The organism is Achromobacter sp. GW823-FHT04E03, from assembly GCF_058796095.1.
Window position 1 is genome coordinate 24,950 of the sequence record NZ_JBXAIJ010000001.1, and the last position, 20,045, is coordinate 44,994.

Below are 20,045 nucleotides of genomic sequence, written 5' to 3' on the forward strand. Positions count from 1 at the left end.
CGGGCAGCCTCGGCTGCAGTCGCCTAATGCGGTGGCTTCAGACCCCGTTCATGGGCAGATGCTGTAAGCCGGTGTCCGGGCGGAGGAGGCGAGACCTTATATCGCGCCATGCGCGGCGATATTCCGATACTGCCCTTTGAAATACAGCAATGGCTGCGTGGAAGCAGCGATTTGCAGATCCAACGCTTTCACCTCGCCAATCACGATCAGGTGATCGCCTGCGGCGTGTTCGGCATAAATCTCGCAATCAAGCCAATGCAGGCTGCCGGCAATGATCGGGTTACCCAGCGGCGATTCCTGCCAGTCCACGTCGTGCCACTTGTCCGTGCCGCGCTGCGCGAATTGGTTGGAAATCCTGACTTGCTCGTCGGAGAGAATATTGACTACGAATCGACCCGCCTGGCGAATTTTGGGATAACTGGCCGAACTGCACATCACATTGAACGACACCAACGGCGGATTCATCGAAACGCTGTGGAATGACTGGCAGGTGAAGCCTATCGGCTCGCCTTCGATCTGCGATGTGATTACCGTGATGCCGGACGCGTAGTGCCCGAGAGCTTCGCGAAAGCGCCTGGGCTCGATCGCAGTACTGGAAAGTGACATAGTGGGGGTTGAATACTGGGTGCAGCTCGATTTGGTCGTCGCGAGCCGCGCGACGACCATTTCCGCCTGGGAATCAGTTCGAGAGTTCCCGGCGGACGATTTCCGCGCCGGCGCTCAAGGCGCTCAGCTTGCCTCGTGCGACTGCGCGGGACAAGGGAGCCATGCCGCAGTTGGTGCAAGGATAGAGCTTGTCGGCATCGACAAACTGAAGCGCCTTGCGCAGGGTGTCGGCGACTTCCTCGGGAGTTTCAATGGTGTTGGTTGCCACATCAATGGCGCCCACCATCACTTTCTTGCCCCGGATGAGTTCGATCAGATCCATAGGGACGCGCGAGTTCTGGCATTCCAGCGAGACGATGTCGATACTGGATTTTTGCAGCTTGGGAAAAGCCTCTTCGTATTGCCGCCACTCCGATCCCAGCGTCTTCTTCCAATCCGTATTGGCCTTGATGCCATAGCCATAGCAGATATGGACGGCGGTTTCGCACTTGAGCCCTTCAATGGCCTTTTCCAGCGTGGCCACGCCCCAATCATTCACCTCGTCAAAGAACACGTTGAATGCGGGCTCGTCAAACTGGATGATGTCGACACCCGCGGCCTCCAGCTCCCTGGCTTCCTGATTGAGAATCTTGGCGAATTCCCACGCCAGCTTTTCGCGGCTTTGATAGTGGCCGTCGTAAAGCGTATCGATCATCGTCATGGGACCCGGCAAGGCCCATTTGATCGGTTGCTTGGTCTGCTGGCGCAAGAACTTGGCATCTTCGACGAACACCGGCTTGCGGCGCGCCACGGCGCCCACAACCGTCGGCACGCTCGCATCGTAGCGGTCGCGGATCCTGACGGTCTTGCGGTTCTCGAAGTCCACGCCTTCCAGGTGCTCGATGAACGTCGTCACGAAATGCTGACGCGTTTGTTCGCCATCGCTGACGATATCGATGCCGGCGTGCTGCTGTTCCTGCAGCGACAGACGCAGCGCATCCTGCTTGCCTTCGGCCAAGCCCTCGTCCTGCAATTTCCAGGGCGACCAGAGTTTCTCGGGTTCAGCAAGCCAGGAGGGTTTAGGCAAGCTGCCGGCAGTGGAAGTAGGGAGCAATTTTTTCACAATAGATGCCTTGATATTTTTGATTGGTCAAAGAGGGTAGTTGGCGGACCACTGCTCAAGAATCGCCTGGTGCGGTTTGATGAAGTGTTCCTCGACAAACCTTCCCTGCTCGATAGCCAATTGGCTACGTTCCTCTCGATCGTAGACAATCCGGGTCAAGGAATAATCCTGATGCTTCAAACTGGGCTGGTAGGATTTTCCTGCCGCGGAGTTCGCGTTGTAGATCTCTGGCCGGTATATCTTCTGGAAGGTATCCATCGTGCTGATGGTGCTGATCAGCTCCAGATTGGTGTAGTCGCTCAGCAAATCGCCGGAAAAATAAAAAGCCAAAGGCGCGGCGCTGTTCGGCGGCATGAAGTAGCGGACCTTCATGCCCATTTTTTTGAAATATTCGTCAGTCAGGGAATATTCATCCTGCTGATATTCAACGCCCAGTACGGGGTGCTGATTTTCAGTCCGATGATAGGTCTTGCTGCTCGATACGCTCAGGCATATCACGGGCGGCTTGCTGAAGTGCTGCTTGTAAGTGCTTGAATTTACAAAGCACTTGAACAGCTTCCCGTGCAGGTCTCCGAAGTTCTCTGGAGCGCTGAATACCGGCTGGTTCTTGGTGTGTTCCAGCAGCAGCACGCTGAAGTCATAATCCCGCACGTACGAGGAAAAGTTATTCCCGACGATGCCTTCGATGCGTTCGTTGGTCTTCTTGTCGACGATGCTCGTCTTCAGTATTTCGATCAAGGGGAGGGCACTGCCGCTGCTTGCGCCGGGGATGCTCATCTCGACGGAAATGATCTCAAGGTTGACGGCGTAGCGGTCGCCCTTGGGATTGTCCCAATGCGCCAGGGCATTGAAGCGGTTGTCGATCATCCGGAGGGTGTTGCGCAGGTTCTCCTGGCGACTCGTGCCCCGGGCCAGATTGGCGAAGTTGGTTGTGATCCGCGTATTGTCTGAAGGACGATAGTCCTCATCGAAACAAATGCTCTTGATGGCAAATGCAAACTCTTTACTCATGGTGCTCTGCTGCCCTGAATCCTGAGATAAAACCCGCGTCTATTTCCTGCTTTTCCAGCGCTGCCTGTTTTCTTTCTTTGTTCAGCAGTCTTGACTTTGGCGGTACAGGGGGCGTAGTTTATGTCGGGCAATCCATGAATAAAAGTGAATTGATCTAATGGATCAATTAGTCTGATTCATGGATGAGCGCGCGGCCGATCTGCCGGAAGATCAGACCGCCTGACGAGCAGCCGCAGCCGCGAATCAAGCCGTGGCAGGCTTTTTCGCTTGTTCAATGAACGCGCGCAGATAGTCGATGCCGATATCTGCCTCGCGTGCACCCAGATAGATGTGTTTGGCAATGCCTTTCTTGCCCAAGCGGACTGGCACCACATGCATCGTGTCCGCGTACTCCAGCACCAGCCACCGCGGCAACGCCGCCACCCCACGGCCGCTGGCGACCATTTGCAGCATGATGTCGGTGGTCTCGATGGCCTTGTGGCGCTTGGGTATGATGCCGGCCGGCGTCAGGAACATGTTGTAGATGTCGAGCCGGTCCACCGGCACCGGATAAGCCACCAGTACCTCGTTGGCAAGCTGTTTGGGAGTGACGTACTCCTCCCGGGCAAGAGGGTGGTTGCCGGCGACGACCAGCACTTGTTCGTAGTCGAACACGGGCTCGAACACGAGCCCGGGTTTGTTCAGCGGGTCAGGCGTGACCAGCAGGTCGATTTCGTAGCCGAACAGCGCCCCGATGCCGCCGAACTGGAATTTCTGCTTCACGTCCACGTCCACATCCGGCCAGGCTGCCAGATACGGCGAGACGATCTTCAGCAGCCATTGATAGCAGGGATGGCATTCCATGCCGATGCGCAGCGACCCGCGTTCTCCCTGGGCGAACTGGCGCAGTCGTTCTTCGGCCAGGGTCAGTTGCGGCAATACCCGGTTGGCCACCGCCAACAGGTATTGGCCGGCTTGCGTGAGCCTCAGGCTGCGGCCTTCGCGCAGCCAGATGTCGGTGCCCAGTTGCTGCTCCAGCTTCTTCATGCTGTGGCTCAGGGCCGATTGCGTCACGTGCAGGACGCCAGCGGCGGCAGTCAGCGAACCCTGCTTTTCGACCTCCTGCACGATGGATAGATGGACACGATCAAGCATGATGAAAATTCATGGTTTATTGAGATAAAACCATTTTACTTAATCGTTTCGCTCTATCAGAAGGTCCCGCGCACCGTCAGCGTCGCGTTGCGGGGCTCGCCGTAGAAGCTGCCCCAGCCCGGCGCGCCTATCGTCTGATAGTAGGTCTTGTCGAACAGATTGTTCACGTTCAATGCCGCCGACCAGTTCTTGTTGATCTTGTAGCCGATGCGTGCATTCCAGACGGCGTAGGGCGCCTGCGAGACCCGCACCGAGCGGGTTTCCGTGTAGCTGCCGGTCTGGTAGTTCACGCCGCCGCCCACGGTCCACGCCGACCATGCGCCGGGCAGGCGGTAGTCGGACCACAGGCGCAGGATGTGCTTGGGCGTTACCGTGCGGCCGAAGTTGGTGCTCGATACCTCGGTGTCGTCCAGGAACTTGAGGGTGTTGAAGGTGTAGCCGGCAAACAGCTGCCAGCCCGGGGCCACCTCGCCGCTGATTTCGGCGTCCACGCCCTGGCTGCGCACCTTGCCGCTGGACAGATAGCAGATGTCGCCCACGGTGCATGCGCTGACCAGGTCTTGCTGGGCGCGGTTCTTCTGGTCGACGCGGAAGAGCGCGAGCGAGGCGTTGACCCGGCCGTCGAGCAGCTCGCCCTTGATGCCTGCTTCGTAGTTCTTGCCCATGATGGGGTCGAGTATCTGGCCCGACGCGTCCACGGCGTTCTGCGGCTCGAAGATTTCCGCAAAGCTGACATAGCCGGACCACTGGGGATTGAAGGCGTAGATCAGGCCGCCGTACGGTGTGACGACGCCGTTTTCCTTGTAGGGGTCGGTGTACTGCTTGCCGTCGTCGCGGTACTTGCCGGTGTTCTCGTACCAGCTGACGCGGGCGCCCGCCACCAGCGTCAACGGATCGGCCAGCTTGAAGCGGCCGACGCCGTAGACGCCGGTCTGCTTCATCGTGATGACGGTCGCGGCGCCGCGGTAGGCATTCTCGCGCAACCAGTCGTCGGTGGGCTCGGGCACGTGGTGATCCGGATCCCAGACGTTTACGGCGCGGTTCAGGCGCGCGGTCGCGAAATCGTTCTTGCTGGTCAGTTCGTTGATGCTGGCGCCCACGCTGATCGAATGCTTGCGGCCCAGCGCCTCAAACGCGCCGTCCACATCCAGGTTGAGCGCCTTGTTGTGCGTGGAGAAATCGAAGATGCCGGCGTACATCGTCGGCCCCAGTCCGGTGGCCGGATTGACCGCGCCTTCGGTGAAGGCGTATTTGGAATCGTTGGACTCCTGGGTGGAAGTCCCGGTGAGTTTCAGCGACCAGTCCTGGTTGAAGCGGTGCGCAAGCTCGGCGAACACGGTGGTCTGCTTGCCGTTCCAGCGGTTCCAGTCTTGCGAGAGCGAGGTCGAACGCTTCAGCCCGATGTCGTCGCCGTTGGTGTAGTGGGGCAGGCCGTGGAAGAACGGCGTGGATCGCAGTTCTTCGTAGCTGACGCCGCCGGTCAAGGTGGTGGCGGGGCCCAGGTCGTAGCTGAGTACGCCATACAGCACACCGGTGCGGCTGTCGGCGTTGTCGTAGAAGTAGTCCCGGTCGTTGTAGCTGGCCACGGCGCGTCCGCGCAGGGAGCCCGACGCGTTCAAGGGGCCGGTCGCATCGATGTCGGCGCGGTAGTTGTTCCAGGAGCCGCCGCTGGCTAACAACTGCACCTGGTTTTCGGCCAGCGGCCGCTTGCGCACCAGGTTGACCGCGGCGCTGGGCGAGCCGGCGCCCTGCAGCAGGCCGGTGGCGCCGCGGATGATTTCGACCCGGTCCAGGATCACGGTGCTGCTGGTGAAGCTGTTGGCCTGGGGGTAATAGAACGCGCGGTTGACGCCGTCGAACTGGTAGCTGTCGACGCGGAAGCCGCGCGAGAACACATAGTTGCCGCCCATCGGGCTCTTGTAGAGCGTCATGCCGGTGCTATTGGCCAGCACGTCGTCCAGCGTGTTGGCGTTCTGGTCGTCCATGCGCTGGCGCGTCACCACCGTGACCGACTGCGGAATCTCCTTCAGGGTCTGCTCGCCCTTGCCTATGGTCACGAACCCGCTGGTATAGCTGCCCGTGCCTTCGGTGACGGCCGGGTCGGCGATGCCGGTCACCGTGACTGGCGCGAGCGTGGTCGCGTCGCCCTGCGGAATGCGGCGCAGGTGATAACCCTCTCCGTTGGCGTTGGCCACGGCTTGCAGGCCCGTGCCTGCGAGCAGGCGCGTGAGGCCCTGTTCCGCGGTGTAGCGGCCGGTAAGCCCTTGCGTCATCACCCCGCGGGTCAGTGTCGGCGACGCGGCCACGGTGACGTTGGCGGCGACTCCGAACTGGCCCAGCGCTTCGTCCAGCGTCGTGGGGGCGATGGCGAAGGCGACCCCTTGCGCGGCCGCGGGCTGGGCCCAGGACACGGCGGGCGCGGCGAGCGGGGTCATTGCGGCCAAGGCCAGATGGACGGCAAGGCGCAAGCGCGCCGGGACTGCCCCGGGGGTCTGGGGCGCGGCAAGAGTAGAGGGTGTATGGCGTGCTGCCATGAGGGCTTCCTGGTTCGTCGATGGGTAAGGCCAGACCGCGGGCGCCTCGGGTCTGTCTCTATGTCTAACGAACCACATCCGAAAATCTTCGCCGTCGTTACAAATTTCCTGGAAGACCGCCCAGGCTGAGGCTCTGCACGTCAGGCGCGATCGACGCTGACCCAGTAGCGCGTGCGGTATCGCAGCCTCAGGTCCAGCACGCCGGCCAGGACTTCCAGCGCCCGGTCGGTGTCGTCGATGCGGAACGCCCCGGTGACTTCGAGGTCCGCCACCCTGGGGTCGCAACGCAGGATGCCGACGCGGTAGCGCCCCAGTTCCGCGAGGAACTGGTCCAGCCGCATGCGGTTCGCGACCAGCATGCCGGCGGCCCAGGCAGGCTCCGTGCCGTCGACACGGGTTGCGGGGGCCAGCGTGCGTCCGTCGAATTCCGCCTGTTCGCCGGCATGCACGACCCGCCCGGCGGGATCCACGCGCACAGCCCCTTCAAAGACGGCAAGCCGCGTCGAGCCATCGCTGTCGTCCAGCTGGCGGACGGTAAAGCGCGTGCCCAGCGGCGTGAGCAGGCCGTGCCGGGTCTGCACGCTGAAGGGGCGTCCGGCGCCATCCGCGCCCGTTGCGATCAGGATTTCTCCGCTGCGCAGCGTGACGCGGCGTTGCTGCGCGTCGTAGCGCAACGCCACGGCAGTGTCGGTGTTCAGCGTCAGGAGGGTGCCGTCAGGCAGGGTCATGGTCCGCTGCTCGCCGGTGGCGGTGCGATAGACGGTGCTGCCTTCCCACCAGCCTTCGCGCGCGCCCGCCCATGCCAGCGTGCCCAGGCAGATGCCGCCCGCGGCCCATTTCATGACGCTGCGGCGCGAACGCTGCTCGCAGTAGCGCAGGATGGTCTGGCTGGCGGCGCCTTCGGACACCTTGCCGGTGTTGATGGTGTGGACCTCGCGCCCGATGCCCTGCAGGCGCTGCCAAGCCAGTTCGTGGCGCGCGTCTGCCTGACGCCAAGCCGCACAGGCGGCTTGCGTGGCCGCATCGGGCGCGTCCCCGGTCCGCATCATCCAGAGCGCCGCCTGCTTGATGATGTCGGGATGCAGCCGTTCGGCTTGGGCGGCGCTCATGCGTACAGCACCGCGTAGCAATGCTCCCAGGCCTTGACGATGTCGCGCTGCACGGCCGCCACCGAAATGTCGAGCTGCTGGGCGATGTCGCGGTAGGGCAGGCCTTCCACCTGCGCCAGCACGAAGACCCGGCGCGCCCGCGGCGGCAACTGCTCCAGCATGCGGCATACGGCGTTCAGCGCCTCCATCACCAGCGCATGCGTTTCGGGACTGGGCTCGACGGCCTCGCTGCGCGAGGCCAGCGTTTCCAGATAGGCCTGTTCCACCGCGCGGCGGCGCGACTGGTCGATAAGGAGGCGCTTGGCGACGGTGGTGAGGAAACCGCGCGGCTCGGCGAACGCCGCGCGCGACTCGCTGCGCATGACGCGTTCGAAGGTGTCGTGCGCCAGGTCCGCGGCGTTTTCGGTGTTGCCGCTGAGCCGGCGGCGCAGCATCTGCACGAGCCAGCCGTGATGCTCTCGATACAGGCTGACGAAATCGTCGGAGGAGGCAAAGTCGGCGCTAGGCAAGGGGGCTTCCGTTCAAACGCTAATGGGAATGATTGCTAATTGTATAGGATCATCATTCCGGGCGTGCCTCGCGATGCCGCGCCGCATTGGCCAGATCCGCAATCGGCGCCAGCAACCCCCGATCAAAACTCTCCATCGCCGCGCCCGCGCGCAATCTTGCGGGCCAATCGGCATGCGTCAGCGCGCCGCGCCCGAGCGAAACGAAGTCCGCTTCCTCCCGCGCCATCATCCCGTTGGCCGCCATCGGGTCATGCAACGATCCGTTGGCCAGCACCGGGACCGCGACGTGCCGCCGCGCCAATGCCGCGAGGCTTGGGCCCTGATCTCCAAAAGCCGGACGCCAGGCCTCGAACTCGGTCGTGTGCAGGTAGTCGATGGGCTGGGCGCCCAGCGTGCGGTAGATCTGCGCCGCATCCGCCTCGCCGCCTTCCCACTTGTGGGTGAAGTCATTGACCTTGCCCTGGGAGCTGCGCACGCCCACGACATAGCGCTGCCCCGTAGCCTGGCGTACGGCCTGGATGACTTCCAGCGTCAAGCGCAGCCGGTTGTCCAGGTTGCCGCCATAGCGGTCTGTGCGCAGATTGGTGTGGGTGGTGAGGAACTGGTCCAGCAGGTAGCCGTTGGCGCCGTGTATCTCGACGCCGTCGAAGCCGGCCTCCTGCGCCCGGCGCGCGGCCTGGGCAAAGCCGTCGATGGCCTCCGCGATGTCCACGTCCGACATGGCTTCAGGCGTCCGGTACGGCCCATCGCCCCGATAGAACGCCATCTGCTGTCCCTTGGGCTGTACGGCCGAGGGACCCTTCGTCGTGCCGCGGTATGGGTTGCCCTGCGACAGCGCACCCGCGTGCATGAGCTGCGCGATGATGCGGCCGCCGTGCGCATGCACACGGTCGACCACGGGGCGCCAGGCGTCGCGCTGGGCCTCGTCGGTCAGGCCGGGTTGGAACAGGTAGCCCTGCGCATGCGCCCGGTCGGTGTAGATGCCCTCGGTGATCACCAGGCCGAAGCCGCCGGCCGCGAAGGCTGCGTAGTAATCGGCCATCTGCGGCGTGGCGCGGCCATCTTCCGTGGCGCTGACGCGGGTCATGGGGGCGACGGCGAGACGATTGGCCAGGGTCAAGCCCCTTTCCAGCTGCAGCGGCGTGAACAGTCCGGCCTGCGCCGCGTCGTTCGTACGATAGTCGAGCGCGCCCATGTCAACGGCCCTCCTGCGGACGGACGGCCGCGATGGCCTCGATCTCGATCATGGCGGCCGGGTCGTAGAGCGCCTTGATCTCGGCGATCGTGTCGGCGGGGTAGGGAGCCGAGAAGTGGCGGCGGCGCAGCGTGACCACGTCCTGGAAGTGCCCCATGTCGGTGACGAAGATGGTCACCTTGATGACGTCCTTCAGGCTGGAGCCGCCGGCTTCGAGCGCGCGGCGCAAGTTCAGGAAGGCTTGTTCGCCCTGGGCCAGAAAGCCGCCCTCGACGATCTTGCCGTCATCGCCGGCGCCAGCCTGGCCGGAGATGAACAGCAGATTGCCGAACTGGATGCCTTGCGACAGCAGGAAGGGTTCGTAGTTGTCGGGCTGGGTGATGACGCGCTGTAGCATGATGCGATTTCCTTCATTTATGGTTGATCTGTGAATCAGCGCGAGAATCGCTGGTCCATGCCGTAAATGTAGAAATCTGCCGGGACGCTGACAAAGGTTCATTTATCAGCTATAAGATGAGAAAATCTCATCCATGACCATGCAACGCCGATCTCTTCCGCTCTCTGGACTGCGCGTATTCGAGGCCGCCGCGCGCCTGGGCAGTTTCAAGGCCGCCGCCGAGGAACTGGCCGTCACGCCGACCGCCGTCAGCCATCAGATCCGCGCGTTGGAAGCGCAGACCGGGCTGGCGCTGTTCGATCGCCACGTGCGCAGGGTGTCGCTGACTGAGGCGGGCGCACAGCTCTATCCTGTGCTGCGGGATGGTTTCGATGCCTTCGAGGCGGCGCTGGCGCGTTTGACGCAGCAGCGCACGCGGATGCAGGTGACCATCTCCGCGACCAACGCGTTCACGGTGAAATGGCTGGTGCCGCGCATGGCGGATTTCCGCAGCAAGCATCCGGGCATCGATCTGCAGTTGCAAGCCAGCGACGACGTGGTCGATCTGCGATCGGCCGCGGTCGACATCGCGATCCGCTATGGCCGCGGGCCGTATCCGGGCCTCGTCGCGCAGCCGCTGTTCACGGACCGCTTCGCGCCCGTGGCGAATCCGCGGCTGGGCGTGGCATCGCCGGACGATCTGGCCGGCGTGCCCTTGATCCGTTTCAACTGGAAGTGGTCCCATCCGGACAATCCGACCTGGGAGCGCTGGTTCGCGGTCGCGCAGCGTTCCTTGCCGCGGCAGGCGGGCCAGTTGCGCTTTTCCGATGAAGGCCACGCCATACAGGCCGCCGTCGCCGGCCATGGCGTGGCGCTGGTCAGCCTGGCGTTGATCGCCGAAGAATTGGAAGCGGGCCATCTGGTGCAGCCCTTCGGCCCGGAGATCGCCGGGCATACCTACCATCTGGCCATGCCCGCCGACCGGCCGCCCTCGGCGCCTGTCCAGGCGGTTGCGCATTGGTTGAGCATGCAGGCGGCGGCGCAAGAACCGGGCCGCAAGAAAGCGTAGGCGGTCTGGCCGGAACGGGTTCGCCGTTGTCAGCGAGCCGCTTTTGCAAGCACTTCCATGGCAGCCGCCTTGGCGCGGCCGAACTCCGCATGGTCGTCCATCGAGGCGGCGACGTTGGCGTATGCCTGGTAGGCCAGCAGCTCCATGACCAGTTTCGCCTCGTCGGCGTCGGCTGCGATTTGCCCCTGCGCCCGGGCCTCGCGGATCAATCCGTAAAGACGCGTGCGTCCTGCTTCGCGGTATTGCTGGATGGCGTCGCGCAAGGGGCCGGGACGCGCACGATATTCGCTGCTTACTGCGGTGATGACGCAGCCGCCCGGAAGCTGGCGGGTTCCCACGAAATCGAACCAGCCGTTCATCAGGGCGCGCAGCCGCGTCAGCGGCGTGCGCTTGCGCATGGCTGGCTCGACAACCTGGGTCTGGTACAGGCCTATCGCATGGGCCAAGGCCGCCAGTTGCAGGTTTTCCTTGTCGCCGAACAGAACCTGAAGATTGCTTTTTCCCACTTCAGCCAAGTCGGCCACCTGGCCGAAGGTCAGGCCGTCCAGTCCTTCGACGGAGAGGAGCTTTACGGCTTCGTCGAGCACGCGGGCTCGCGCGCGCTCGCCGCGCAAGCGGCGGCCATCGGGTGGGGGAGAGGGGGGCAACGGTTTCATCGGACCTTGTTTTTCTGCTTGCACGGGTTTCATTCTTTCACGATACTATAAATACGATCGTACATATATAAATGTGAAGAATGAACGCTGAATTTGCGCTGCAAGCTGAAAAGAACCGCCCCTGGCGCGCCCTCGCTGTGCTGTTGACGGGCAACTTCGTGACGATCCTGGATCTCTTCATCGTCAATGTCGCATTGCCCAGCATCCAGAGCGGCTTGTCGGCATCGGATACCGATTTGCAGCTGATCGTGGTGGCTTACGCTTTGGCTTATGGCTTGTGCCTGATCAATGGCGCGCGTTTGGGCGACCTGTTCGGGCGGCGGCGCTTGTTCCTGGCCGGCATGGGGCTGTTCACCGTGGCTTCGGCGTTATGCGGGGTGGCGGTCACGCCGTGGCAGCTCATCCTGGCGCGCGCCCTGCAGGGCGTGGGGGCGGGCGTGCTGATGCCGCAAGTGCTGGCTTCGATAAGAGTGGTGTTCGAGGGCGAGGCGCGCAGGCGCGCGTTCGGCATCATGGGCGCGGTGCAGGGCGTGGCCGCAAGCATTTCACAGTTGCTGGGCGGCATGCTCATCACGCTGAATCCGCTGGACTTGGGGTGGCGACTGGTGTTTCTCATCAACGTCCCGATCGGCATTGCTGCATTGCTGGCGGGGCGGCGGGCGCTTCCCGAATGGCGCGCGCCGGTTCCGACGCGGGTGGACCTGCGCGGCGCGCTTGCGGGCGCTGCCGGGCTGGCCCTGATCCTGGTGCCTGTCATGGAGGGACGAGAGCATGGATGGCCCTGGTGGTCGCTTGCGGGGCCCGTGCTGGCGTTGGGTGTGCTGGCGTATTTCGTCCGCTATGAGAAAGCGCTGGCCCGGCGCGGTGGCGTGCCTGTGCTGGATATGGGCTTGTTTGCCAACCGGCCATTCGTGGCAGGCATAGGCGCGGTGTTTTTCTTTTTTTCAGCCATCAGTTCGTTCTTCTTCGCGTTGACGCTGCTGTTGCAGTTCGGGCTGGGGTTCGCGCCGCTGGCGGCGGGCGCCGTGTTCACGCCTTCGGCGCTGGCGTTCTTTGGCGCGTCGCTTGCCGGTCCGAAACTGGCCACCCGCTATGGACGCGGGGCGCTGCTGTTCGGTGTGCTGGTCTTTACCGCGGGCTTGGCGCTGTCCGCGGTTACCGCCGCCACGCAGCCCCAGAATCTGGCGCTGTTGGTGGCGTCACTGGTGCTGAATGGCGCGGGGCAAGGGCTGGTGATCCCGCTGGCATTCAACGCCATTCTGGGGGCGGTGCAGGAGGAACAGGCCGGCATGGCTTCCGGCATGCTCAGCACCTTGCAAGTCGTCGGGACTTCCGCGGGCGTGGCGGTAGTGGGCGGCGTCATCTTCACGATGCTTGAGGCCGCGGGGAGCTTGCCCGCCAGCGACGGCGCATCGATCTACGGAGGCGCGCTGGCGGCGGCCATGCTTTACAACATTGCGGCTGCGCTGCTCAGCCTCGTCCTTTTCAGGCTGGCGACGCGCCGATAGGCGCCAAGAATCCGTTCCAACATTCCCGGGTGAACTCATACAGCGCATCCTGTGCTGTCAACGGAGTGCGCCCCGCCAGCCGGGCCAGCGCATAGTGCCCCTGGCGCTGCGGGTCGGACGGGATCGGCACTTCGACCAGCAGCCCGGCTTCCTGCTGCTGCCGCGTGACGCAGATCACGCCCAGCAGCAAGGCGTCCGTGCGCAGCGCCAGTTCCACCAGCGCGTCCAGATTCTCGCAGCGGTGGGTGACCATTTGTTCCGGCGCGCCGCCCGGCCCCAGGGTTTCCGCGAGCCGCAGCGAGACTTCCGGGCTGAGAGTGGTGGATGCCACGGGGTACTGGCGGACCTGTTCTATGCCGGGCCGCTTGTGGGCAAGGATGGGATGGCCCTTGCGACACACCAGGCCCGCGCGCAGCGGGGGCAGGGCGCGGGTCTCCAGGTCGGCCGCGTCATACAGCATGCGGGCGTCGCAGACCATGGCGTCGATGCGTTCGTCGCGCAGCATTTCCAGCAAGGCGGCGGTGGCGCCCAGTTCGACGCCCACGCGTACCTGGGGATGGCGCTCTGCCATGTGGGCCAGGAAGGGCGACAGCAGCAGCGATGCGGGCGCCGGGCTCAGGCCGATGGACAGCGTGCCCGATTCGCCGCTGTGCAGTGTTTTCAGTTCGCGCTGCAGCTCCGCTTCTTCGAAGCGCATGCGGCGCGCGCGTTCGGCCACGCAGGCGCCGTAGGGCGTGAGGCGCACGCGACGGGTGCCGCGGTCGAGCAGGGGCAGGCCCAGTTCGGCTTCGAGCGCCTGGATGCTGCGGCTGAGCGCCGGTTGCGACAGGTTGACCGCCTCTGCGGCGCGCGAGTAAGTGCCGTGTTCGACCACCGCCAGCAGGTGTTTGAGTTTCTGGAAATCCATGTCCAAGCCGCATAAATACTATGAAATAAATGCATTGGAATTATAGATAGGCTGTTCGTATCATGGTCCGCAGACGGCGCCCGCAGAGGCGCCGCAAACCGTGCCCGGGACTCGCACCGCGGCGCGGCTCGTCAAATACGGAGACAGATTCGAATGAAGCAGCACTTGTTGTCGGCCGCCATCCTGGCGGCCTGCGCGGCCATGGGCGCCCAAGCCCATGCCCAGGAAGTCCAGCAGCACGATCAGAAGCAGTCCGAGGCCGCGTTGCGTCCGGCCGGCGCGGCCAGCGGCCAGGTCACGATCCGGCGCGACGGCTATGGCATGCCCCATGTGTACGCCAACACCGTGTACGGCATTTTCTACGGCTACGGTTATGCGGTGGCGCAGGACCGCCTGTTCCAGATGGAAATGGCGCGGCGCAGTACCCAGGGCCGCGTGGCCGAGGTGCTGGGCCAGCCCATGGTGGCGTTCGACAAATCCATCCGCGGCAATTTCTCGCCTGAGCGCATCCAGCGCCAATTGGCCGCGCTGCCCGCGTCCGAGCGGCAGATCCTGGACGGCTATGCGGCCGGCATGAACGCCTGGATCGCGCGGGTGCGGGCCGAGCCCGGCAGCCTGATGCCCAAGGAATTCAACGATCTGCGCTTCCAGCCCGCGGACTGGACGGCCTATGACGTGGCGATGGTGTTCGTGGGCACCATGGCCAATCGTTTTTCCGATGCCAACAGCGAGATCGACAACCTGGCGCTGCTGACTGCCCTGAAGGACCTGCATGGCGACGAGCGCGCCATGCAGATCTTCAACCAGCTGCGCTGGATGACCGACAGCCGCGCGCCCACCACCGTGCCCGAGGAAGAGGGCGTGTACCGGCCCGATGGCGCCAAGCCGTCCGCCAGGCTGTCCTATGCGCTGCCGCGCTACGACGGCACGCCGCCCATGCTGGAACGCGTGGCGCGCGATCCGCAGACGCGCGGCGTGCTGGATGAGACGCCCGCGGCCGCGTCGGCGCGCCTGCTGGCGCAGTTCGCGGAATCGGGGCAGCCGGGCATCGCCGGTTTTCCGACCACCAGCAACATGTGGATCGTGGGCCGCGACCACGCCAGGGACGCTCGTTCCATCCTGCTGAACGGGCCGCAGTTCGGCTGGTGGAATCCCGCCTACACCTACGGCATCGGCCTGCACGGCGCGGGTTTCGACGTGGTGGGCAACACGCCGTTCGCCTACCCCAGCATCCTGTTCGGCCACAATGCGCACGTGACCTGGGGCTCGACCGCGGGCTTTGGCGACGACGTGGACATCTACGCCGAAAAGCTCGACCCGAACGACCGCACCCGCTACTTCCACGACGGCGTCTGGAAGACGATGGAAAAGCGCACCGAGCTCATCGAGGTCAAGGATGGGCAGCCGGTGGTGATGGACGTGTACCGCACGGTGCACGGCATCGTCACCAAGTTCGACGACAAGCAGCACGTGGCCTATGCCAAGGCGCGCGCCTGGGAAGGCTATGAGCTGCAATCGCTGATGGCCTGGACCCACAAGGCGCAGTCGCGCAACTGGGACCAGTGGAAGCAGCAGGCGGCGCGCCACGCGCTGACCATCAACTGGTACTACGCCGACGACAAGGGCAACATCGGCTACGCGCACACGGGCTTCTATCCCAAGCGTCGTCCGGGCCATGATCCGCGCCTGCCCGTGCCGGGCACGGGCGAGATGGACTGGGACGGCATGCTGCCGTTCTCGACCAATCCGCAGGTCTACAACCCGCGCCAGGGCTTCATCGCCAACTGGAACAACCAGCCCATGCGCGGTTATCCGTCCACCGACCTGTTCGCCATCGTGTGGGGCCAGGCCGACCGCTACGCCGAGATCGAGACCCGCCTGAAAGCCATGACGGCCAACGGCGGCAAGGTCAGCGCGCAGCAGATGTGGGACCTGATCCGCACCACCAGCTATGCCGACGTCAACCGCCGCCACTTCCTGCCGTATCTGCAGCAGGCGGTGCAGGGCTTGCCGGCGGACGATGCGCGGGCCGGGCTGGTTGCGGGGCTGGCGTCCTGGGACGGCATGGCCACCAGCGACAAGCAGGCCGGCTACTACGACAACGCGGGACCTGCCGTGATGGACGCCTGGCTGCGCGCCATGCTCAAGCGCACGCTGGCCGACGAGATGCCCGCGGACTTTTTCAAGTGGTACAGCGCCACCGGCTATCCGACACAGGCGGCGCCCGCCACGGGTTCGGTCAACCTGACGGTGGGGGTGAAGGCGCTGTTCAACGCGCTGGCCGGCCGCGATTCGGGCGTGCCGCAGAAGTACGACTTCTTCAATGGCCAGCGGCCGCGGGACGTGAGCCTGGCCGCGCTGGACGATGCGCTGGCGGCCTTGCAGAAGACCTACGGCCAGGATCCGGCAAGCTGGCGCATACCCGCGCCGCCCATGGTGTTCGCGCCCAAGAATTTCCTGGGCGTGCCGCAGGCGGATGACAAGGCGGTGCTGAGCTTTCCGGCCACGCAGAACCGCGGCACCGAGAACAACATGACGGTGTTCGATGGCAAAGGCGTGCGCGCGGTGGACGTGGTGGCGCCGGGGCAAAGCGGTTTTGTCGCCCCGGACGGCACGCCGTCGCCCCACATCCGCGACCAGTTCGACCTGTACACCAGCTTCGGCAACAAGCGGGTCTGGTTCACGGATGCGGAAGTGCGCGCCAATGCTAAGTCGGTAGAGACGTTGCGCTATTGACGGCGTAGCCGCCCTGGTGGCTGGCCAGGCGCGCATAGACCCCTTGCCGCCTGAGCAACTGGTCGTGCGTTCCGGCCTCCGCCAGCGTGCCGCGATCCAGCACCAGGATCAGGTCGGCATCGCGTATCGTCGACAGGCGGTGCGCGATGACCAGCGTGGTCCGATGGCGCATCAGCACGTCCAGCGCGCCGCGCACCTGCATTTCCGACAAGGTGTCCAGGTGCGAGGTGGCTTCGTCCAGGATCAGCACGGGCGCGTTCTTCAGGAAGGCGCGGGCAATCGAGATGCGCTGGCGCTGGCCGCCGGATAGCTGCATGCCGCGTTCGCCCACGCGCGTCGCCAGGCCTTCCGGCAGGGCGCGCACGAAGTCCGCCAGCGCGGCCTGTTCCAGCGCGCGCGCCAGGTCCTCGGGGCTGGCTTCGGGGCGGGCCAGGCGGATGTTGCCTTCCAGCGTGTCGTTGAACAGATAGGTGTCCTGCGTCACCAGCGCCACGCGTTCGCGCAGGCCGTCCAGCTGCAGTTCCCGCAGGTCCACGCCATCGAGCTTGACCTGTCCCGCGCGCGGATCCCAGAAGCGCAGCAGCAGGCTGGCCACGGTGCTCTTGCCCGCGCCCGATGCGCCCACCACCGCCACGGTGGCGCCGGCCGGCACCTTGAAGCTCAGGTCGCGCAAGGTGTCCGCGGTCTTGCCTGGATAAGCGAAGCTCACGTGGTCGAAGGCCAGCGACAGGCCGTGGGCGGAGACGGGCGCCGGCAGCGGTCCGTCGGTCACGGGTTCGGGCTCGTTGGCGACCACGTGCAGGCGGCGGGTGGCGGCGATGGTGTCCGCCAATTGCCGGCTGACCTGCGAGATCTCGGAGACTGGCAAGAAGGTCGCCAGGGCGATCAGCACCAGCAAAGGCAGCATGCCGGCCGACAGCGCGCCGGCCGATACCTGCAGCGCGCCCACGACGGCCACCGCCAGGCCGCCCAGGCCCATCGCGATTTCAAAGCCCGCGGTCTGGCGCGACAGGTCGTCCAGGATGTCCAGGCGGCGCGTACGGTAATGGTCCGCCACCCGCAGGAATTCATCGCGCCGGCGGCCGGTGGCCTGGAAGGCGGTCAGGTCGGCCAGGCCCTGGATGGTGTCGGTGGTGTGGGCGCTCATCTCGCCCAGCGCCTCGCGCGCCTTGTCGCCCAGCGCGTCGACCTTGCGGCGTCCGCGCACCGGCGACACCAGCGCATAGGCCAGGAAGGGCAGCAGCGCCAGCGCCACCGGCCAGCTGTAGACGCCCAGGAAACCCAGCACCGACAGCGGCACCAGGACCGAGACGATGGCGGGGGCGATGGTGTGCGCGTAGAAGTACTCCACCATTTCCACGTCCTGGGTGGCCAGCGCCACCAGGTCGCCGGAGCGGCGCTGCAACAGGTAAGCCGGGGCCAGGCGCTCCAGCTTGTCGTAGAGCTTGACCCGCATGTCGGCCAGCAGCTGGTAGGCCATGGCGTGGGCCAGCCAGGATTCGAGCCAGTGGAACAGCGCGGCCAGCGGCGCGGCGACCAGCAGGCCCGCTATCAGGGCCGAGTAGTCGCGGCCGTCGCGGATGGCGGCGACGATCAGCGCGCTGAACACGCCCACGCCGATGTAGGCCGCGACCCGCGCTACGCCCAGCAGGATCGTGGCGGTCAGCGTGCCGCGCCACGGCCGGACCACCGAGAGCAGGGTGCCGAGCGTGGCGCGCCAGCCGACCTGGACCGCGTCCGCGTCCAGCGAGCGCAGGGCCGGGCCTTGCGCGCCGGATTCTTCGCCGGAGGCGTTGCGGTCGGTCGTTTCCGCGGGGACGGCAGCGGCGGAGGCAGGCGATCCCGCCGACGGATTGCGGTGCGCGGCCGCCTGTTCGTGCATCAGGCGGTAGTACAGGCCGTTTTGCCGCATCAGTTCTGCGTGCGGTCCTTCCTCCGCGACCCGGCCCTGGTCCAGCACCAGGCAGCGGTCGGCGCCGATGACGCTGGCCAGGCGGTGGGCCAGGATCAAGGTCGTGCGGCCGGCCATCAGGCGGTCCAGCGCCTGCTGGATCAGCGCTTCGTTTTCCGTATCCACCGACGACAGCGCCTCATCCAGGATCAGGATGGGCGCGTCGCGCAACAGCGCGCGGGCGATCGCCACGCGCTGGCGCTGGCCGCCGGACAGCTGCAGGCCGCGCTCGCCGATGCGGGTGGCGTAGCCCTCGGGCAGCGCCATGATGAAGTCGTCGATATTGGCGGCGCGGGCGGCGGCGCGCACCTGTTCGGGGGTGGCGTCGGGGCGGCCCAGCCGCAGGTTGTCGTCGATGGTGCCATGGAACAGCGTGATGTCCTGGCTTACCAGCGCGATGTGCGAAAGCAGCGCCTGCGTATCCAGTTCGTTCACGTCATGGCCGCCGATGCGGATGCTGCCGGATTGGGGCAGGCATTCGCGCAGCAGCAGGCGCACGATGGTCGACTTGCCGGCGCCGCTGGGGCCGACCACGCCGACGCGTTCGCCCGCCGCGATCCGGAAGCTCAAGCCCTGGTGGGCGCGGCGCTCGGGGGTGTAGGAAAACGCCACGTTGTCGAATTCGATGGTGGGCGCGAGCCGGCCCGGGGTCTTGCCGCCGGCGGCGGGGGCGGGTGTCAGCGGCTGCGCATCCGTCAGCGCATGGATGCTGGCGGCGGCCGACTGGCCCAGCATGCCCCGGTGCAGTACCGAGCGCAGGTCGCGCAGCGGGCGGAAGATCTCGGTGCCGGCCATCAGCACGATCAGCAGGGCTTCCACGCTCATGTCGCCGTGGGCCACGCGCCAGGCGCCCAGCGTCAGCGCCAGCGCCGCGCCCAGGGCCACGCCCAGGTCGCTGATGCCGCGCGTCAAGAGGCTGACGGAAAGCACCCAGAAGGTGTTGTCGGACAGGCTGCGGGCGCGGGCGGCCAGCCGCTGGCCCCAGGCCTTGCCCTGGCCATAGGACTTCAGCGTGGGCAGGCCCTGCACGGCGTCCAGGAAGTCCTCGCCGAAATCGTTCAGGGACTTGCTGCGGGCCAGGCTGGCGCGGCGGTCCAGCATGTGCACGGCCATGGGGCCGAACAGCGCGAACAGCGCCGCCGCCAGGAACACCAGCGCGGTGGGCACGTCCCAGAACGCGATCACGGCGAAGATGGCGAAGGGCGCTGCGGCGGCGATCGCGACTTGCGGCAGGTACTGGCCGAAGAAGGCTTGCAACTGCTCGACTCCGTCGACCACCGTCAGCATCACGCCGCCCGTGCGCTGGTTGGCGAACCAGGCCGGGCCCAGGCTCACGATGCGGTCATAAAGCCGCGCGCGCAGCGCATGCTGCACGGTGGCGGCGCAGCGGTTGGCCTGCACGGTGCGCCAATGGTCCAGGAAGGCGCGCAGCAGCACCATGGCGGCGGCCCACAGCGCCGGCGCGAGCCAGTCCTGCGACGGTGCGCCATCGAATACGCGGGCCAGCAACTGGCCCAGGAACACGTAACGGGCGATGCCGGCGGCCAGGGCCAGCAGGCCCAGGAAAATGCCGCCCGCCATGCTGGCGCGCAAGCCCGCCGTCAACTGCCAAAGGCGCGAATCGAAATACATAGCAAACTCC

14 protein-coding genes and 1 pseudogene are annotated in these 20,045 nt (G+C 65.4%); 3 read left to right on the top strand and 12 right to left on the bottom strand.

Features of this window, described 5'->3' with window-relative positions; all coding sequences use genetic code 11:
- Nucleotides 1-96: 96 nt before the first annotated feature.
- The 9 genes from AC1RHV_RS00140 to AC1RHV_RS00180 all read right to left on the bottom strand — a co-directional run bounded on the left by AC1RHV_RS00140 (nt 97) and on the right by AC1RHV_RS00180 (nt 9,597).
- Complete coding sequence (locus AC1RHV_RS00140) at nt 97-606, bottom strand: flavin reductase family protein (protein WP_054456513.1); 510 nt, start codon at nt 604-606, stop codon at nt 97-99.
- Nucleotides 607-679: 73 nt separating this feature from the next.
- Nucleotides 680-1,708 carry a methionine synthase gene (locus tag AC1RHV_RS00145; protein WP_118933039.1) on the bottom strand — a complete coding sequence of 343 codons (1,029 nt, stop codon included), beginning with the start codon at nt 1,706-1,708 and terminating at the stop codon, nt 680-682.
- 27 nt (nt 1,709-1,735) lie between these two features.
- The gene (locus AC1RHV_RS00150) at nt 1,736-2,719 is read right to left on the bottom strand and encodes a DUF1852 domain-containing protein (RefSeq protein ID WP_492299581.1); all 984 of its coding nucleotides are present in this window, start codon (nt 2,717-2,719) and stop codon (nt 1,736-1,738) included.
- Between the two features lie 243 nt (nt 2,720-2,962).
- Complete coding sequence (locus AC1RHV_RS00155; protein WP_054456516.1) at nt 2,963-3,853, bottom strand: LysR family transcriptional regulator; 891 nt, start codon at nt 3,851-3,853, stop codon at nt 2,963-2,965.
- A gap of 56 nt (nt 3,854-3,909) precedes the next feature.
- On the bottom strand, nt 3,910-6,288 hold the full coding sequence (locus AC1RHV_RS00160; protein WP_492299582.1) for a TonB-dependent siderophore receptor: 2,379 nt from the start codon (nt 6,286-6,288) through the stop codon (nt 3,910-3,912).
- A 239-nt stretch (nt 6,289-6,527) separates the two neighbouring features.
- Nucleotides 6,528-7,496: a FecR domain-containing protein gene (locus tag AC1RHV_RS00165; RefSeq protein WP_192351950.1), complete on the bottom strand. Its 969-nt coding sequence runs from the start codon at nt 7,494-7,496 to the stop codon at nt 6,528-6,530.
- Nucleotides 7,493-8,005, bottom strand: coding sequence for a sigma-70 family RNA polymerase sigma factor (locus AC1RHV_RS00170; RefSeq protein WP_054456519.1), 513 nt, complete (start codon nt 8,003-8,005; stop codon nt 7,493-7,495). Before AC1RHV_RS00170 ends, AC1RHV_RS00165 begins: the two co-directional genes overlap by 4 nt.
- Before the next feature lie 52 nt (nt 8,006-8,057).
- Entirely contained in the window at nt 8,058-9,200 is a 1,143-nt protein-coding gene (locus AC1RHV_RS00175; RefSeq protein WP_054456520.1) for an NADH:flavin oxidoreductase, read from the bottom strand.
- A 1-nt stretch (nt 9,201) separates the two neighbouring features.
- Nucleotides 9,202-9,597: a RidA family protein gene (locus AC1RHV_RS00180; protein WP_054456521.1), complete on the bottom strand. Its 396-nt coding sequence runs from the start codon at nt 9,595-9,597 to the stop codon at nt 9,202-9,204.
- Nucleotides 9,598-9,736: 139 nt separating this feature from the next.
- On the opposite strand from AC1RHV_RS00180, the gene AC1RHV_RS00185 reads away from it, so the two are divergent.
- Nucleotides 9,737-10,645, top strand: a complete 909-nt coding sequence (locus AC1RHV_RS00185; protein ID WP_054456522.1) for a LysR substrate-binding domain-containing protein — start codon at nt 9,737-9,739, stop codon at nt 10,643-10,645.
- Between the two features lie 29 nt (nt 10,646-10,674).
- Here AC1RHV_RS00185 and AC1RHV_RS00190 read toward each other — a convergent pair.
- Nucleotides 10,675-11,366 (bottom strand): annotated as a pseudogene (locus tag AC1RHV_RS00190) (TetR/AcrR family transcriptional regulator).
- A 15-nt stretch (nt 11,367-11,381) separates the two neighbouring features.
- Here AC1RHV_RS00190 and AC1RHV_RS00195 point away from each other — a divergent pair.
- A complete protein-coding gene (locus AC1RHV_RS00195; protein ID WP_175214454.1) occupies nt 11,382-12,809 on the top strand; it encodes an MFS transporter in 1,428 nt (475 codons plus the stop codon).
- Here AC1RHV_RS00195 and AC1RHV_RS00200 read toward each other — a convergent pair.
- Entirely contained in the window at nt 12,787-13,716 is a 930-nt protein-coding gene (locus AC1RHV_RS00200) for a LysR family transcriptional regulator (RefSeq protein ID WP_054456525.1), read from the bottom strand. The two genes, AC1RHV_RS00195 and AC1RHV_RS00200, sit on opposite strands and share 23 nt — an antisense overlap.
- A gap of 153 nt (nt 13,717-13,869) precedes the next feature.
- Here AC1RHV_RS00200 and AC1RHV_RS00205 point away from each other — a divergent pair, with 153 nt between their 5' ends.
- Nucleotides 13,870-16,452 (top strand): penicillin G acylase, encoded by a 2,583-nt coding sequence (locus tag AC1RHV_RS00205; protein ID WP_492299583.1) that lies wholly within the window; start codon nt 13,870-13,872, stop codon nt 16,450-16,452.
- Here the strand turns inward: AC1RHV_RS00205 and AC1RHV_RS00210 are convergent.
- On the bottom strand, nt 16,424-20,035 hold the full coding sequence (locus AC1RHV_RS00210; RefSeq protein WP_192327265.1) for an ABC transporter ATP-binding protein/permease: 3,612 nt from the start codon (nt 20,033-20,035) through the stop codon (nt 16,424-16,426). The genes AC1RHV_RS00205 and AC1RHV_RS00210 overlap by 29 nt on opposite strands.
- Nucleotides 20,036-20,045: the final 10 nt, after the last annotated feature.

What these genes read in the sequence shown, in the direction of transcription:
- AC1RHV_RS00140 (WP_054456513.1), bottom strand. Translation starts at nt 606, where the DNA reads ATGTCACTTTCCAGTACTGCGATCGAGCCCAGGCGCTTTCGCGAAGCT.
- AC1RHV_RS00150 (WP_492299581.1), bottom strand. Translation starts at nt 2,719, where the DNA reads ATGAGTAAAGAGTTTGCATTTGCCATCAAGAGCATTTGTTTCGATGAG.
- AC1RHV_RS00155 (WP_054456516.1), bottom strand. Translation starts at nt 3,853, where the DNA reads ATGCTTGATCGTGTCCATCTATCCATCGTGCAGGAGGTCGAAAAGCAG.
- AC1RHV_RS00160 (WP_492299582.1), bottom strand. Translation starts at nt 6,288, where the DNA reads ATGACCCCGCTCGCCGCGCCCGCCGTGTCCTGGGCCCAGCCCGCGGCC.
- AC1RHV_RS00165 (WP_192351950.1), bottom strand. Translation starts at nt 7,496, where the DNA reads ATGAGCGCCGCCCAAGCCGAACGGCTGCATCCCGACATCATCAAGCAG.
- AC1RHV_RS00175 (WP_054456520.1), bottom strand. Translation starts at nt 9,200, where the DNA reads ATGGGCGCGCTCGACTATCGTACGAACGACGCGGCGCAGGCCGGACTG.
- AC1RHV_RS00180 (WP_054456521.1), bottom strand. Translation starts at nt 9,597, where the DNA reads ATGCTACAGCGCGTCATCACCCAGCCCGACAACTACGAACCCTTCCTG.
- AC1RHV_RS00185 (WP_054456522.1), top strand. Translation starts at nt 9,737, where the DNA reads ATGCAACGCCGATCTCTTCCGCTCTCTGGACTGCGCGTATTCGAGGCC.
- AC1RHV_RS00195 (WP_175214454.1), top strand. Translation starts at nt 11,382, where the DNA reads ATGAACGCTGAATTTGCGCTGCAAGCTGAAAAGAACCGCCCCTGGCGC.
- AC1RHV_RS00200 (WP_054456525.1), bottom strand. Translation starts at nt 13,716, where the DNA reads ATGGATTTCCAGAAACTCAAACACCTGCTGGCGGTGGTCGAACACGGC.
- AC1RHV_RS00205 (WP_492299583.1), top strand. Translation starts at nt 13,870, where the DNA reads ATGAAGCAGCACTTGTTGTCGGCCGCCATCCTGGCGGCCTGCGCGGCC.
- AC1RHV_RS00210 (WP_192327265.1), bottom strand. Translation starts at nt 20,035, where the DNA reads ATGTATTTCGATTCGCGCCTTTGGCAGTTGACGGCGGGCTTGCGCGCC.